Genomic DNA, 15,286 nt, shown 5'->3' on the forward strand with positions numbered 1-15,286 from the left:
GTATTTGAAGTTCTTAAAAGAAATCAGTTTCTACCTCAGGTCTTGCCTTTTTGAAAGCGTCTACATTCTCCGGACTCACTTGAGAGTCTCTGAAGTACATTATAGTGAGTGGCTTCACTTGCTCCATAGGTTTTACGTCATTGACTTGAGACCCTGTGATGATTAAAATGCTCAATGAAGGCAGAGCAATCAGTGGGTTTAGGTCCGTTACAGGTGTGTTGGAAAAAGTCAATTCATTCAAGCCCGTTGTTTTGGCTAATACTGAAATATCAGTGACTTTACTGTCAGAGAAATAGAAAGTATGGAGGTTTTTTAGTTTCCCTAAAGCTGAAATATCTTCGATTTCAGTATTGCTGATATTCAAGTGTTCTAGTTTTTTTAATTTCTTGATAGGGGACAAGTCCGTCACTTTTGTTTTTTGGATTTGAAGTAACGTCAGGCTTTTGCTTTTCTTGATAGGTGTTAAATCTTCTACTTGAGTATAAGAAAGCTTAAGCTCCTTCATATTTTTAAGTCCGCTTAAAAAAGAAAGGTCTGTCACTTTTGTTTCATCCAATGATAAATAAGACATCGTTTGGAAAGCAGACAGAGAAGCCCAATCCTCAAACGCTTTGTTTTGGAAAAGATCCAGCGTCTGCAAAGGGATATTAGCTAATGGAGCAAGACTTTTAACTCTCGTTCCAGATAGGAAAATTTCGTGTATTGTAGTAGAGTGATCCAATGCAGTAAGATCACTAACTCTTGTATATGCTAAATTCAACCTTTTAAGATGATGCATGTCTTTCAAAGGCGAAAGGTCTTTTACTCTGGTATAAGATAAATCTATATCTTCAAGTAGGGTTAATGTGGCAATGGGGTCAAGTTTTGTGATAATTCGCTCATCTCCAAAATCATCATAACCTGAAGCATTAATTGCCGTCAAGTTCTGAATCCTCACAAGTCCTTCTTCATTCATTTCATCTTCTTGCCACATAATCTGAGACATAAAGATTCCCTTCCAATATTTATCGAGTCCGTTCCACCATTCCATAGTTAGCTTTTCTTGAGCAAAGGAAAAAGTAGAGGACATAAAAAATATGGCTAAAAAGAGAAGGTTCTTTTTTAATGTCGTTAATTTCATTCTTGAAAAATGTTCAATTTCGTTATTTTAAGGAAGCGAAAAACTAATAAGCCTTCATTTTTAATACGATGATTTTGTATTCATATTGTGCTTCCTTTATAATTCTGTTATAGTATATCTTCTTTTTTGATGAATGAGGTCGCAGTGATCCTCTTTTTTTTCAAAAAACGAGTACCTATATTTCGCTATAAGATCGTACCAAAAATTAGTGAAACCATCAGGAAAGTACTTCCCAATCTTAAATAAATACCAAGGAAAGCTTAAGTGTGCAACAATTTTCAAGACGGCGTCTGCTTTTTTATAAGCATTATCACCATCTATCAGTACGATACTGTCGGTGTAGTCTTGAGGTAAGTGATGTTTATTTAATAGTGCAATTCCTTCTGGAGATTGAAGTGAAGCAAATCTGAATACTTCCTTTTTATCTCTTTTAATAATAAATTGAACACTCTTGTCACATAAATTACATATGCCGTCAAATAGAACTATTTTAGGTGTTTTATCCATTTCTGCTAGTCGATAATTTTACAAGAAGGGTTTCTTAATAAAACGGTTTGCAGTTGAGTTTGTTCTATTGCACAGCCTTTAATACTTAGAATTTTTAATGGTAAATCTATTATTTCTGTGATGTCATCTACAAAAGTATTATCGATGTAAATCTCTTCTAATCTTGAAGTCAACATCAAAGCATCTAACGCCATGATCGTAGTAGACTCAGCATGAATCTTTTTGGTCAATGGGAAATACATAATTGGGTCAATATCATCTACAGGAAGGTAGGCACAATAAATTTCTTCAAGGGGAGAAAGACGATGAAAGAAAGTAAAGTTGGGCCAGTCTTCAATCAGCATTTTTTCATTGAAAAGTAATTCATAAACTTTATTAGCTTCTTTATGTTCCTTCAATAAAGAAATAACTTTTTCACTATCCGTTTTTTCTTCTTGAATTTTAATACTCAAGACGATTATTTCTTTCCAAATTGATGGTATTTTTCTCCAAGTAGTAACTTTCATTTTCGTATTTTTATGTGATTTTGAATAACTCTTGCATTTTTTCGCAAGGTAGAAAACATATAGTAAAAAAGGTACAATGGGAAAAATAGTTTTTTTAGACGCCGCTTCATTGGGTAATGATATGCAAACAGAGCTTGATCGATTCAAGTCATTAGGTGAAGTGATTTTTTATGACGCAACAAAGCCAGAAGAAACCAAAGAAAGAATAAGTGGGGTAGAAGTAATTGTGACGAATAAAGTAGTAATCGACGGGGAAATGATGAAAGAAAATCCTCAATTAAAGTTGATTGCAATCACTGCCACAGGTATGAATAATGTAGATTTAGAGGCTGCTGAAAAGTTAGGAATAAAAGTGAAAAATGCTGTCAATTATTCATCTGAAAGTGTAGCACAGCAAACATTCGCAATGTTATTATCTCTTTTAAACCATATTCATGAATATGATTCTTTTGTGAAGACGAAGAAATACTCCAAATCAGATTCATTTACATGGATTGGGCAAAGTTTCTATGAGTTAAAGGATAAGACATATGGTATTTTTGGAATGGGGAATATCGGAAGAAGGGTGGCAGAGATAGCAACAGCTTTTGGGGCTAAAGTAATTTACTTTTCTACATCTGGAAAGGTAAGGGATGAACGTTTTGAATTAGTCAGCCATGATGACTTTTACAAAAGGGCAGATATAATCTCTATACATGCTCCATTAAATGAGAAAACGTTTAATGCTATTTCAATGAATGAATTTGAAATGATGAAGCCTAATACAGTTCTAGTTAATGTTGGAAGAGGTGGGATTGTGGATGAACATGCTTTAGCTTATGCTATTGATCAGAATCAGATTGCAGGTGCTGGAGTAGATGTTTTTATGTCAGAGCCAACTCCATTAGACAGTCCATTGATGAAAGTAAAAAAGAAGGATAAGTTGATACTTTCACCACATATTGCCTGGGCAAGTAAAGAGGCTAGAGTAAAATTGTTGGGAATTACCTTTGAGAATGTGAGAGGGGTGATTGCCGATTAGCTAAATTGGACAGAATATAATTAGAAGCTAGCATTTTTTAGATCAAAGTGTTGGCTTCTTCTTTTCGTTAGAGTTTGATCATCTTATGATATAAACACTTTAAAACTAGCATTTTATTTCACATATTAGCAAAAGGCACATTTACATCATTACAAACTACCGAATAGTGAAATCATTTTTCTTAAACTTACTCTTACTGTTTTTTTCTATCACTTCTTTTTGTCAGGAAACAAATACCAGAGGCCTTGTGCTTCAGGATGGAAAAAATAATCAAAACACCATAAAAGCATTAATTATTGGAGTTTCAAGGTATGCCAATTATCCTGAACAATCTCAACTAAGATATGCCGATAATGATGCTGAAGCTTTTGCAGAATTCCTCAGACAGCATACTTCCATCGATAATGAAAATATTCACCTTTTGACAAATGAAAAGGCTTTTTCAATTAATGTCAAAACTAAGTTGAAACAGGTGTTTGATAGTGCTGAAAAAGACGATTTAGTTATCATTTATTTTGCAGGACATGGTGATGTTGATAATGATGGGGAGGCCTATTTGATCACCAATGATGCGGTTGCACCTGAAGAAGGAGGTCATGATTGGGGGATTGAAGGGGCTATTGAAATTTTTAGGCTTCAAAGAAAAATCCTCTCCAGTACCACAAAAAAAGGGTTTCAAGTCCTGTTGATCACAGATGCTTGTAGATCAGGACATATTACAAAAATGGATAATAGTAATGCAACGATAAGTGCTTTGATGCAGGACTGGAATAATACTTATAAATATGTCTCTTGTGGTCCTAATCAGCTGTCACAAGAGGGATCACAGTGGGGTGGTGGTCATGGTGCTTTCACTTATTATTTTTTAAGAGGTTTGATGGGTGAGGCTGATCAGAGTGGTGATAAGAAAATTCTCCATGGAGAGTTGGGAGTTTACTTAAGCGGTAAAGTGAGTATGGATACTGATTTTAAGCAGATGCCACAATATAAAGGTAACGCCAGTGATGTCTTAATGAACGTAGATGATAAATTATTAGACCTTGTTAAACAAGATAACTATAACTTATTATCAGGAACTGTAGCTTCAAGAGGGACAGGAGAGATAAGTAATATATCATCCCCTATATTGAAGTCTTTTTATGAAGCAATTGATTCTAATAGGATTCTTCACCCTAAATATTTACCCTACACAGAAAACGTCAATATTAATTTTTTTGATGGTGTTCCGTTAGGTAAAGTCTCACAAGTGTCAGTGGATGATGATAAAATCTTAGTTGTAAAGAATGGTAGAACAGTAGAGGTTTTTGATCATAAGAAAAAGGATAAATTGGTTTTTACACTTCCTTCATTTCCTCAGTTGATAGGTTACTCTTCAAATCATTTTGCTTATTCAGATAAAAGCAATACCGTTCGAATTTATGAAGGAAAAAAGGAGTTAGTATCAGAGAATTACCATAAAACATCAATTACAGCGATCAAAATGACCTCTCGTCAGAAAGTATATACAGGAGATACAAAGGGTAATATTTATACTTTTTCATCTACCCAGAAACCGGCAAAAGAACATAGAATTAAAGGTGAGGTGACAGCTATTGCATTAAATGATATAGAAGACAGAATTGCTGTAAAAAATGAAAAAGGAGAGGTGTCTATTCTAGATGTGAATTACAATCTTATTTCGTCTTCAAAATTATCTGCATCCAAAACACAGAGCATGTTCTTTATGAATAATGGCAATTTGCTTTTAGGAATTAATTATGCAACAGTCAGGTCTATTCACACTTCAAATGGAAAAACCATTAAAGAATTTCGTTTGCCAAATAATGAAAAGCCAAACAAAATCATAAAGCTAAATGATAATTACCTTTTGGCTTTGAGTGAAAATGCCAATCTCTTTTTTATCAATGTGGTAGAGGGAAGTATTACACCTGCAGGTCGACATCCTCTAGGAAAGAATTTTAAATGGAGTGGAAGTCAAGGGGTGATATCTTCAATTAGTACTTCTTCTATTGTAAATGCTCAGATCGATGTTCCTATTCCTTTTGCAAGTGAATGGTATGATAAAATTCAGAAAGATAATTCGTTGAGTGAAAGAGAACGAAGTGATGCTAAAAATACATTGGCTGTGGCATTACAATACAAAGCACAGAAAATAATTACGCCGTTTGTTTTAGGGAAAACAATCACTCCGTCTGCCATTGAAATAAAAGAAGCAATTTATGAATTGAATTATGCTACTAAGCTTTACAGGGGGGAAACAGAGTTGATTGAGATGATTAATGTCAGAAGATGGTTTCTGCAGGCTTACCTGATTATTGTTGAAAATAATGTAAAAGACTTCCCTTTAGCGATTTCCTATTTGGAGAAAATACTTACGGTAACTCCTGATGTAGCTTATCCCTATAATGGCATTGCTTTGATCAACCAAAAATTAATGAAATTGGATAAAACCAAAGAGACAGTAGCCAAAGCAGAGCAAATTAAACCGACTTGGACAGAGCCTAAAAACACAATGGTAAATACTTACCTCAAAGAAGAGAATTATAAGGAAGCATTAAATGAATGAGGAGATCATTAAGATCATACCTAATGGTTTAAAGGGGTATTTAGGAAAAGCGAATATTTATTTAAAAATGGGTTATTACCAAAAGGCTTGGGAATTAGTACAAAAAATGGAAGGTATTAAAGTGGATGATCCTAGTGTTTGGGAAACAAAACTGCAGGTGCTTTTAGCTTTAGGGCAATTAAAAGAAGCTCTCGTATTGGTGAATGATAGTGATAAATTAGAGAAAATATCAGAGAAGGGATATGCGGTACAATCTAAGTTTTGGACGAAAATTTACGATAGGCAGACACAAACAGCAGATAAGTTATTCTTAGCTGAAAAGTCACTTTTGAAAGGTTTGGAGGTTTACCCCACTTCACCAGAATTAAAAGCACAATTAGGTAAACTATATACTGACTATGATTTTGTTTTCAAGAAGCCTAGCAAAGAAGTGAATGCCTTACTGGATAAAGCTTTGATCTTGGATCCATTCAATGCCACTGCATTAAGATATAAAGCTCAATATGCAATTCAAATAGAAGGAAATGTTTCAGTAGCGAAAAATTATACAGTGAAATACACCCAGAAAAGAGGGAAGTTCTCCGATTTAGATATTTTTCTAGGGTATGTAGCTTATGCACAAAGAGATTTAAAAACACTTGAAACTTGTTCTAAAGGAGCTTTGTTGAAGAACCCTTATAAATTAGAAAACTACAAACTTCTGTGGAATACCTATGTTGAATTGAATAAGGAAAAGGAACTTCAAAAGCTTTACTTAATGGGAAAAGATCTGTTACCGTCTTCACCATGGTTTGATTATAAGTACGGACTCTATTATGCAGGTCGAAAAGATTATAGAAAGTCAGCATCTTATATCGAAACAGCTCTAAAAATTGCTCCAAATTACAACTTTGCTTATGTGATGAAAAACCCTACAGTAGGGATAAAAAAGTTGTATGATTACAATACCGTCAAAAAGAAAGGAGCATTTTATTTAGTATCCAATAGAAGCGCACAAGGTTTGATTGATTATGCAGGGCGTGCAGTGATTCCGTTGGAATTTGTGAGTGTGGAAGTATTAAAGGATGGATTTACAATCAGTACAACAAAAGACGGTAAAAAACAATTTACATCCCCAAGCGGTGAGCTAATCGGAGGACAGAAATATGATCTTATGGAACGATTAGAATGTGGTTTGTTGAAAGTGCAGTTAAATGGTAAGATGGGATGTATTGATCCTAAATCTGGAAAAATAGTGGTACCATTGAAATATGATAAAATTACAAACGGGAGATGGTCAGGACGTCCAACCGCTTGTTGTAGATATAATGCAAATGACAGCGATAGGTCTGCTGATTTCTATGATGGGACAGGGAGGTGTGTTTCTTGTGATTAAGGAAGTCATTTGTTTTATTTGCAAGTATCTGAAAGCAAATTATTAAAGCAAAATGATTCAACTTACAAACAACTCCTTAAAAACTACATTATTCTTTAGTTTATTTCTAATTGCATTAAATGCCAAAGGTTATGATGTAGAGATAAAGAATTATGTACATGAAAACTTCAAACGGAATAAGGTAGTAAATGACTATGCAAAGGTCTTATCTGATAGTGATTCTGTGGCCTTAAACAATGAACTGTTAGAGGTGAATAATAGGTCTACTATTGAATATGCGATTTGTATTGTAGAAAATTTGGGTGGATTTGATAAAAAAGATTTGGCAATAAATCTTGGGAATTATTGGGGCATTGGGAATAGGTTTGAAAGAAGAGGATTATTGATTCTTATTTCCACAGAGGACAAATCGGTATTTGTTGCTACAACTAATGCTGCTCAAGAATTAATTTCTGATGATCAAGTACAAGAATTAGTTGATGAACATTTAATCCCTAAACTGAAAAATGCAAATTATAAGGAAGCAGTATTGTCGTCTTTGGAGATATGTGAAAGATTGTCTTATGAGGGACAAAAAGAAAAGCATAAGGATACATTTTATTTATATTGGGCAGGGATTGTATTGATGTTGCCTGCGATGTTTTTATTAAAATACATTCATGAAAATCATGTAGATCTTTACGGATCAGATCCTTACTGGTCTTCTGGTGGATCTTCTGGAGGAGGTTGGTCTAGTAGTGGAGGAAGCGGATCTTCCGGAGGAGGATTTGATGGTGGCGGAGGCGGAGGTGATTTCTAGTGTGAAAATAAGAAGTTTATATGTTATAAATCTTTATCAAATAAAGAATAAATTAGTGTTCACCTTCGTTTTTTAGTCTAATAAACTTTTATTTAATATTCGTAAAATATTGAAAACTAGCTCTTTATTAATCTTACTTTATAAGCTTCGTTATTTTCTAAATTATTAATACCCAATTCTTAATTTCAATCTGCTTTTTTGTTTAACTTTGCAGATCTGAATTCATGGGTGTTTTCATGAATTTACTTTATAATTTTAGTTTTTGTAATTATTAAATCATAGCTATGGAGCTAGCGTCAAAGTACAATCCTCAAAACATAGAGGACAAGTGGTACCAATTCTGGTTAGATAATAAATACTTCCATTCGGAGCCAAATCCTGAAAAGAAGCCGTTTACTGTCGTCATACCACCACCGAACGTCACTGGTGTGTTGCATATGGGCCACATGTTGAATAATACTATTCAAGATGTATTAGTTAGACGTGCTCGTATGAGAGGTTATGAAGCATGTTGGGTACCTGGTACAGACCACGCATCTATTGCAACAGAAGCTAAAGTTGTAAAGATGTTGAAAGAAGAGCATGGTATCAACAAGTCTGATATCTCTCGTGACGAGTTCATGAAATATGCTTTCGAATGGAAAGAAAAATACGGTGGAATTATCTTAAACCAATTACAGAAGTTAGGTGCTTCATGTGACTGGGACCGTACTCGTTTCACAATGGAAGACGAGCTTTCTAAAGCCGTAATCAAAGTTTTCGTAGACCTTTACAAAAAAGGTTGGGTATACAGAGGTGCTCGTATGGTAAACTGGGATCCGCAAGGAAAAACAGCTTTATCAGATGAGGAAGTAATCCACAAGGAGGTAAACTCGAAGCTTTATTATGTGAAATATCCTATCCTTGGTAAAGAAGGAGAGTTTGTAACAATTGCTACAACTCGTCCTGAAACAATTCCTGCCGATGCTGGAGTTTGTGTAAACCCTAACGATGAGCGTTTCAAACATTTAATTGGTCAAAAAGTAATCATTCCTACTACAGAGAGAGAAGTTCCTGTATTTGGTGATGACTATGTAGATATTGAATTTGGTACAGGTTGTTTGAAAGTAACTCCTGCTCACGATATCAATGACTACGAGTTAGGCTTAAAGCATAACTTAGAGGTGATTGACATTATCGAAGAGGATGGTACTTTAAATGCAAAAGCAGGTGCTAAATATGACGGTAAAGACCGTTTCGTAGTTCGTAAAGAGATTGTAAAAGACCTTGAAGAACTAGGTAACTTAGTGAAGGTTGAAGAACTTCAAAATAAAGTAGGTACTTCTGAAAGAACAGGTGCTGTAATCGAGCCTCGTATTTCTACGCAATGGTTCGTTTCTATGAAAGAAATTGCAAAGCCTGCTTTAGAAAACGTAATGAATGACAACATTCAGTTACACCCTGCGAAGTTCAAAAACACGTACCGTCACTGGATGGAAAATGTGAAAGATTGGTGTATCTCTCGTCAGTTATGGTGGGGACAACAAATTCCAGCTTTCTACCTTCCAAATGGTGAGTATGTAGTAGCAGAAACTACTGAAGAAGCTTTAGCTTTAGCTCAAGAAAAAGATCCTTCAATCACTTTAGAGCAATTGACTCAAGATGAAGATGTATTGGATACTTGGTTCTCTTCTTGGTTATGGCCAATCTCAGTATTTGATGGTATTACACAACCTGAAAATGAGGAAATCAACTACTACTATCCAACAGATGATTTAGTAACAGGTCCAGATATCTTATTCTTCTGGGTAGCACGTATGATCATTGCAGGTTATGAGTGGAAAGGTGAATTACCGTTCAAGAACGTTTATTTAACAGGTCTTGTTCGTGATAACCAAGGACGTAAAATGTCGAAGTCATTAGGTAACTCTCCAGATCCAATCGACTTGATGAAAGTGTACGGAGCAGATGGTGTACGAGTAGGTTTATTATTATCAGCAGCAGCAGGTAACGACTTATTGTTTGATGAGAAATTATGTGAGCAAGGTCGTAACTTCGCCAACAAAATCTGGAACGCTTTACGTTTAGTAAAAGGTTTAGAGGTAAGCGAAGAAGCACAACCTGAAGCGAATAAAATCGCTATCGATTGGTTTGAGTCTCGTTTCAATCAAGTATTGGAAGACGTAGAAGCAAACTATGAGAAATATAGATTGTCAGATTCATTGATGTCAATTTACAAATTGGTATGGGATGATTTCTGTTCTTGGTACTTAGAGATGGTGAAGCCTGCTTACGGTTCTCCAATCGACAAAACTACTTTAGAAGCAACAATCAACTTCTTTGAGAAAATCGTAAGATTGTTACATCCATTTATGCCATTCTTAACTGAAGAAATCTGGCATGCCATCAAGGATAGACAAGAAGGTGAGGCTTGTGTAGTAGCAGAGTACCCAACAGTACAATCTTTCGATACGGAATTATTAGCACAAGCTTCTGATGCTTTTGAAGTAATTTCTCAAGTGAGAAATGTACGTAACCAAAAGCAAATTGGTCCTAAAGTGGCACTTCCTATGTCAGTATTGGCAAAAGATACAACAGTGTATGACCGTTTCGGTGGTATCATTACGAAGTTGGCGAACCTTGAGTCACTGACTATGGTAGATGCAGAAGTAGAAGGTGCTACTCAGTTTGTATACAAGTCAGACAAATGTTTCATTGACGTGGCGGATCAAATTGATGTAGAAGCTGAAAAAGAAAAGTTAACGAAAGAGTTAGAATACACTAAAGGATTCTTAGCTTCAGTTCAAAAGAAATTATCGAACGAACGCTTTGTTTCTAACGCTCCTGAAGCAGTTGTTGCGACAGAGAAGAAGAAGCAAGAAGATGCAGAGAGTAAAATCAAAGCATTAGAAGAAGCTTTAGCAAAACTCTAAGAAGATAATGCTTATATTAGAAGGCAATCGTACATGTGCGGTTGCCTTTTTTTGAATAAAGAAAATTTTATCACATCATAAGCCCACGACTTAAGTCGTGGGCTTATGATGTGAAGTAAATTACAATGTTTCAAGTGATGCCTTTCGGTTTAACACTTGCGATATTGAAAGTTTCAGTTTAAAGCGAATTAATTTATCATGAAAAAATATTTACTCTTATCGCTAATTGTAGCAATGTTTGGTTGTCAGCCTAAGTATATCTCAACCACTTCAGGTGATAAGAATTCTGAACTAGATGTACGCAATTTAGAGTATACCTACCTTTCTACTAAAGGGAAATTAATCTTTAATAGTAAAGGAAAGGAAACCAAACTCGCTGTTGATACTCGTATTGAAAAAGACAAACAGATGTGGATGTCGATGCGTGTAGCAAAGATTGAAGGATTAAGAGTTCTAGCAACAAAAGATAGTGTATTTGCTTTATTGAAAATGGAAAAAGAAGCGTATGCCCTAAGCTATGATGATGTAGAATTGTTGTTAGGAACTCGTATTGATTATGACTTGTTGCAATCTATTTTTACAGGTGATTTACCCTCTACTTTTGAAGATTCAAGAGTGAAGATGGGTGAAGATGATTTTCTTTTAACTAGAAAGGATAAAGGATTGGAGTCAATTGCTTCTGTGAATAGAACTTCTCAAAAATTAGAGAAAATTGCAGTGCTTTTGAAAAAGGAAAAGAAAGTAGCAACAATTGATTATGATACTTTCAAGCCAGTGGTTAATACTGCAGATCAATCAGCACCTTTTCATTCGTTGGTGAAAGTAGGTGTGGGGAATCAAGATAAAGTGAAAGCGGAAACAACTGTAGAGTTGAATTTCTCAAAAATAGAAGTAGAACCAGAAGCTCAGAAAATGCCTTTTAAAATCCCTTCAAAATACAAGAAGAAGGGCAGGGAAGATTTGGTTGTGAAACAATAAAAAGCTTCTCAAATAAAAAACTCATTCTTAATCTTAGTTAGGAATGAGTTTTTTTGTTTCAATATAATCAGAGTTGAGATTAAAACTTCTGCTCAGGAATACCTTCCGTTAAGTATTTATACATGAGAGAAGCCGCCTTTTTAGAAGTTCCTTCCGTTTTGATCATAGCCTTCATCTCCTTGTAATCTTGAATGATTTTTTCTCTTTTCTCATTCAAAGTATAACCCAATTCTTTCTCAAGTTTTTCAGTAGTAAATTCACCTTGAATAAGCTCTTTTACCACTTCTTTATCTGCAATTAAATTCACCAAAGAAATAAAACGAACTTTGATTAAAGCTTTGATGATACTGTAAGTAACTGGACTTGTTCTGTAACAAACCACTTGAGGGACTTCAAATAAAGCCGTTTCAAGTGTTGCAGTTCCTGAAGTGACTACTGCAGAAGTAGCCTTCGTTAGCAAATCATAAGTTTGATTGAAGATCACTTTAACCCCAAGTTTTTTTGCTTCATCATAAAGCTCAGAAGGAAGGTGCTCAACACCTGCTACCACAAACTGGAATTCATTGCTGTCATATTTAGGAATGATAGTCAGCATGGTGTTCATGATAGAGCTGACTTCTTGATATCTACTTCCAGGAAGAATGGCAATGGCCTTTTTATTAGGATCAAGATTATTGTCTTCTAAAAAAGTAGGGGAAGGTGTAAATTGATTGATGGCATCAAACAAAGGATTGCCAACATAATCTACATCGTAGTCATATTTTTTATAGAATGCCTTTTCAAAATGCATGATCACAAACATTCTATCGACTACATTTCTTATTCTTTTAGCTCTGCTTTGATTCCAAGCCCAAACTTTTGGAGAGATATAATAGAATACCTTAGTACCTCTAGGCTTAACGTATTTTGCGATTTTCAAATTAAAGCCAGAGAAGTCAACAAGAATAACTACATCAGGTTTCCAACATAAAATATCTTTCTTACAGTAATTCATAAACCTTCTGATGGTCATCAAGTTTTTGGCAACCTCTAAAAACCCCATAAATGAGATTTCAGAATAATGATGAATTAATTCTCCTCCAACTTTTTGCATCTCTTCACCACCCCAAAAACGGAATTCAGCTTCCGGATCATTTTGAAGTATCTCTTTCATTAAGTTGGAAGCATGTAAATCTCCTGATTTCTCTCCTGCTATCAAATAATATTTCATCTGTAAATGGTATGGTGAAAAATGTTTATGTATTAGGTAAGATGTAAACGGGTAGTTTTAGATAATTACTTTTTATCCTAATCGAGGCAGATTTGCAGAGCATAGCCGTAGCTACGCGATAAAAATCTAACGAAGAGTAGGATAAAAAAGATAAGATAAAATATCCGATTACTTTTGTCCTAATACTTATTTTAAACAAAAATAAAAAAAGGATGCTTATTTAAAGCATCCTTTCATAAATATCATTGTAGCAATTGGCATTATCCGCCATAATACTGAACAAAGTTCTTTCTAGTTTCATGCAATTCAATGCAATGAAGCTCAGCATTAGGAGCGAAATCTTTCACCTTTGGAGCTAAAATTTTCCAGAATTCCATTGCCAAAGTCTCGCAGCTTGTCATTTTATCTTTCAAGAAGTCTACATCCATATTCAGGTTTTTGTGATCCACTTTATCGATGATTTCTTCTTTCATGATTTTACCTAAATCCTTCATATTCATTACATATCCTGTATCTGGATCAGGCTCACCTTTTACGGTTACAAGCATCTCGAAGTTGTGACCATGCCAATTCTCATTCGCACAAGGTCCAAAAAACGCCTCATTTTGTTCTTTTGTCCACTTAGGGTTGTACAGCTTGTGAGCTGCATTAAAGAACTCTCTTCTATTGATGTAAATCATAATTTTTCAATTTGAAGTGCAAAAATAACAACTTCATGTTTACGCACCACTTTTTACTTCAAAATAATTCTTTATTCATAAATGAGTTTAGTCAACTTGTGCGTTAGAAACCTGAAAAATGGTTTTCAATAAGTCTACAGTGGCGTTCAAAGCAGTTTCTCTGACTTTTTTTAAGTGGTCAATATCTCTTGGAGAAACTGTTGTATTGAGAGAATCTTTATTCAGAAGTAAGAAGTCGATATCTTTCTTTGCGACGGATAACTCTTTTTTGTGGTCGATAATAGTAATTCTATAGATATCTTTTTCGCCGTAACCGCCTTTTCTCGATGAAGAATAATAAGCGTGTCTGCCATTGGCACGCATCATAAAGTAAACATCATCATGAGGAGTGTTGATAGGAGCTCCTAAATTGACAGGTTTACTCCAATTACCTTGAAAGTCTTTGGTCGATTTAAATACATCATATCCACCCATAGAATCGTGTCCTCTTGAACTGAAGTACAATGTATTTCCATCTCTTGATAAAGCTACACCTTCTTCGTCGTATTCAGTGTTGATTACATGTCCTAGTGTTTTTCCTTTTTTCCATCTGCCATCTTCTCCTTTCACTGACATAAAAATATCTAGTCCCCCCATAGATAAATCTTCATTACTACTTACATAGTAGAGCGTGTCCATGCTGTAATTTAAGCAGGCCGATGTTTCAACGTACACACTGTTGATAGTATTTGGGAGTTTTTTAGGTTTGGACCAAGCGGAATCTTTTTTATATGAAATCCATAAATTCCCCTCACGGAATAAAATCATTTCACTGCCATCCATAGAAATAGAAACAGTAGCACTGTGACCGTCATTATTTAGAGGTGCTTCTGAAGGGTAGGGGGTTGTCCAGTTTTTAAAATCTTTTCTCTGACTGAAATAAATATTTTCAGTAAGGTGTGTTCTGATGTCTGGGTTATCAGACCTGAATTCATGCCTTCTACTAGTAAAAAAGAGGTCGTTTTCTACGGCATCTACCAAAGGGCAAAAGTCAGAATATTTTGAATTCACTTGAGGTCCTAAATTCCTTATGATGATATTTTTTTGAATCTTCGAATAAGCTTTTTTACCGTAAATCACTTCTGCAATCCGCTTATTGATTTTTTTTGATTCACTTTTTTTCATGGTAAGCTTCGCTTTATTGTAGTAAATCAAAGCACTGTCCCATTGTTCGTCATAATGATAGGCTTGACCTAAGTTATAATAGACCTCAGGATCTTTTTTGTCTTGTTTCAGTTCGATTGCTTTTACAAGGTAAGGAATAGCATTAGACTTCTCGTCTGTAACTGAAGCTAAAAAACACTGCCCTATTTTCATGTTAAGTGCAGGATCATCGACCATGTAATCATAACCTCCAAGATAATACTTAAAGGCCTCGTCAGGTTGTTTCAATTTAAAAAATAAACTGTCTCCTAAATGAATAAGTCTTCTTACAAAGCTCATGTCGTTTTCACTAAGCGACACTAAATTGTCAGTATAATTAATACTGTCCTTTACTGTTTCTTGAGACCATATGGAGTTTACCAGAAATAAAAAATAAAAGGTTAAAAAAAAATGCTTCATAGTTTAGGTT

General features: G+C 34.8%; 12 protein-coding genes. 6 read left to right on the plus strand and 6 right to left on the minus strand.

The features are described from left to right. Positions 1 to 13: 13 nt before the first annotated feature. The 3 genes from HHU12_RS21200 to HHU12_RS21210 all read right to left on the minus strand — a co-directional run bounded on the left by HHU12_RS21200 (position 14) and on the right by HHU12_RS21210 (position 2,133). Entirely contained in the window at positions 14 to 1,120 is a 1,107-nt protein-coding gene (locus HHU12_RS21200; protein WP_169658742.1) for a leucine-rich repeat domain-containing protein, read from the minus strand. A gap of 96 nt (positions 1,121 to 1,216) precedes the next feature. Then, positions 1,217 to 1,627, minus strand: a complete 411-nt coding sequence (locus HHU12_RS21205) for a thiol-disulfide oxidoreductase DCC family protein (RefSeq protein ID WP_169658743.1) — start codon at positions 1,625 to 1,627, stop codon at positions 1,217 to 1,219. A 5-nt stretch (positions 1,628 to 1,632) separates the two neighbouring features. Continuing rightward, positions 1,633 to 2,133, minus strand: a complete 501-nt coding sequence (locus HHU12_RS21210; RefSeq protein ID WP_169658744.1) for a hypothetical protein — start codon at positions 2,131 to 2,133, stop codon at positions 1,633 to 1,635. A gap of 76 nt (positions 2,134 to 2,209) precedes the next feature. Between HHU12_RS21210 and HHU12_RS21215 the strand changes: the two genes are divergently transcribed. The 6 genes from HHU12_RS21215 to HHU12_RS21240 all read left to right on the plus strand — a co-directional run bounded on the left by HHU12_RS21215 (position 2,210) and on the right by HHU12_RS21240 (position 11,784). Next, positions 2,210 to 3,154 carry a D-2-hydroxyacid dehydrogenase gene (locus HHU12_RS21215; protein WP_169658745.1) on the plus strand — a complete coding sequence of 315 codons (945 nt, stop codon included), beginning with the start codon at positions 2,210 to 2,212 and terminating at the stop codon, positions 3,152 to 3,154. 166 nt (positions 3,155 to 3,320) lie between these two features. Further along, the gene (locus HHU12_RS21220) at positions 3,321 to 5,720 is read left to right on the plus strand and encodes a caspase family protein (protein WP_169658746.1); all 2,400 of its coding nucleotides are present in this window, start codon (positions 3,321 to 3,323) and stop codon (positions 5,718 to 5,720) included. Then, the gene (locus HHU12_RS21225) at positions 5,713 to 7,095 is read left to right on the plus strand and encodes a tetratricopeptide repeat protein (protein ID WP_169658747.1); all 1,383 of its coding nucleotides are present in this window, start codon (positions 5,713 to 5,715) and stop codon (positions 7,093 to 7,095) included. The genes HHU12_RS21220 and HHU12_RS21225 overlap by 8 nt, the downstream gene beginning before the upstream one ends. A 52-nt stretch (positions 7,096 to 7,147) precedes the next feature. Then, the gene (locus tag HHU12_RS21230; RefSeq protein WP_169658748.1) at positions 7,148 to 7,894 is read left to right on the plus strand and encodes a TPM domain-containing protein; all 747 of its coding nucleotides are present in this window, start codon (positions 7,148 to 7,150) and stop codon (positions 7,892 to 7,894) included. A 284-nt stretch (positions 7,895 to 8,178) separates the two neighbouring features. Further along, entirely contained in the window at positions 8,179 to 10,806 is a 2,628-nt protein-coding gene (locus HHU12_RS21235) for a valine--tRNA ligase (protein ID WP_169658749.1), read from the plus strand. A 198-nt stretch (positions 10,807 to 11,004) separates the two neighbouring features. Next, entirely contained in the window at positions 11,005 to 11,784 is a 780-nt protein-coding gene (locus HHU12_RS21240; RefSeq protein WP_169658750.1) for a DUF4292 domain-containing protein, read from the plus strand. A gap of 79 nt (positions 11,785 to 11,863) precedes the next feature. Here HHU12_RS21240 and lpxB read toward each other — a convergent pair whose 3' ends face one another. From lpxB to HHU12_RS21255, 3 genes are all read right to left on the minus strand, one after another. Next, entirely contained in the window at positions 11,864 to 12,994 is a 1,131-nt protein-coding gene (gene lpxB, locus HHU12_RS21245) for a lipid-A-disaccharide synthase (protein ID WP_169658751.1), read from the minus strand. A 260-nt stretch (positions 12,995 to 13,254) separates the two neighbouring features. After that, positions 13,255 to 13,674, minus strand: a complete 420-nt coding sequence (locus HHU12_RS21250) for a 6-pyruvoyl trahydropterin synthase family protein (RefSeq protein WP_044201704.1) — start codon at positions 13,672 to 13,674, stop codon at positions 13,255 to 13,257. Between the two features lie 87 nt (positions 13,675 to 13,761). Then, the gene (locus HHU12_RS21255) at positions 13,762 to 15,276 is read right to left on the minus strand and encodes a PD40 domain-containing protein (protein WP_169658752.1); all 1,515 of its coding nucleotides are present in this window, start codon (positions 15,274 to 15,276) and stop codon (positions 13,762 to 13,764) included. Positions 15,277 to 15,286 lie beyond the last annotated feature (10 nt).

Source organism: Flammeovirga aprica JL-4 (assembly GCF_012844305.1).
GTDB lineage: Bacteria > Bacteroidota > Bacteroidia > Cytophagales > Flammeovirgaceae > Flammeovirga > Flammeovirga aprica.

Coding starts and splice junctions, on each gene's coding strand:
- HHU12_RS21200 (WP_169658742.1), bottom strand. CDS start 1,120: ATGAAATTAACGACATTAAAAAAGAACCTTCTCTTTTTAGCCATATTT.
- HHU12_RS21205 (WP_169658743.1), bottom strand. CDS start 1,627: ATGGATAAAACACCTAAAATAGTTCTATTTGACGGCATATGTAATTTA.
- HHU12_RS21210 (WP_169658744.1), bottom strand. CDS start 2,133: ATGAAAGTTACTACTTGGAGAAAAATACCATCAATTTGGAAAGAAATA.
- HHU12_RS21215 (WP_169658745.1), top strand. CDS start 2,210: ATGGGAAAAATAGTTTTTTTAGACGCCGCTTCATTGGGTAATGATATG.
- HHU12_RS21225 (WP_169658747.1), top strand. CDS start 5,713: ATGAATGAGGAGATCATTAAGATCATACCTAATGGTTTAAAGGGGTAT.
- HHU12_RS21230 (WP_169658748.1), top strand. CDS start 7,148: ATGATTCAACTTACAAACAACTCCTTAAAAACTACATTATTCTTTAGT.
- HHU12_RS21235 (WP_169658749.1), top strand. CDS start 8,179: ATGGAGCTAGCGTCAAAGTACAATCCTCAAAACATAGAGGACAAGTGG.
- HHU12_RS21240 (WP_169658750.1), top strand. CDS start 11,005: ATGAAAAAATATTTACTCTTATCGCTAATTGTAGCAATGTTTGGTTGT.
- lpxB (WP_169658751.1), bottom strand. CDS start 12,994: ATGAAATATTATTTGATAGCAGGAGAGAAATCAGGAGATTTACATGCT.
- HHU12_RS21250 (WP_044201704.1), bottom strand. CDS start 13,674: ATGATTTACATCAATAGAAGAGAGTTCTTTAATGCAGCTCACAAGCTG.
- HHU12_RS21255 (WP_169658752.1), bottom strand. CDS start 15,276: ATGAAGCATTTTTTTTTAACCTTTTATTTTTTATTTCTGGTAAACTCC.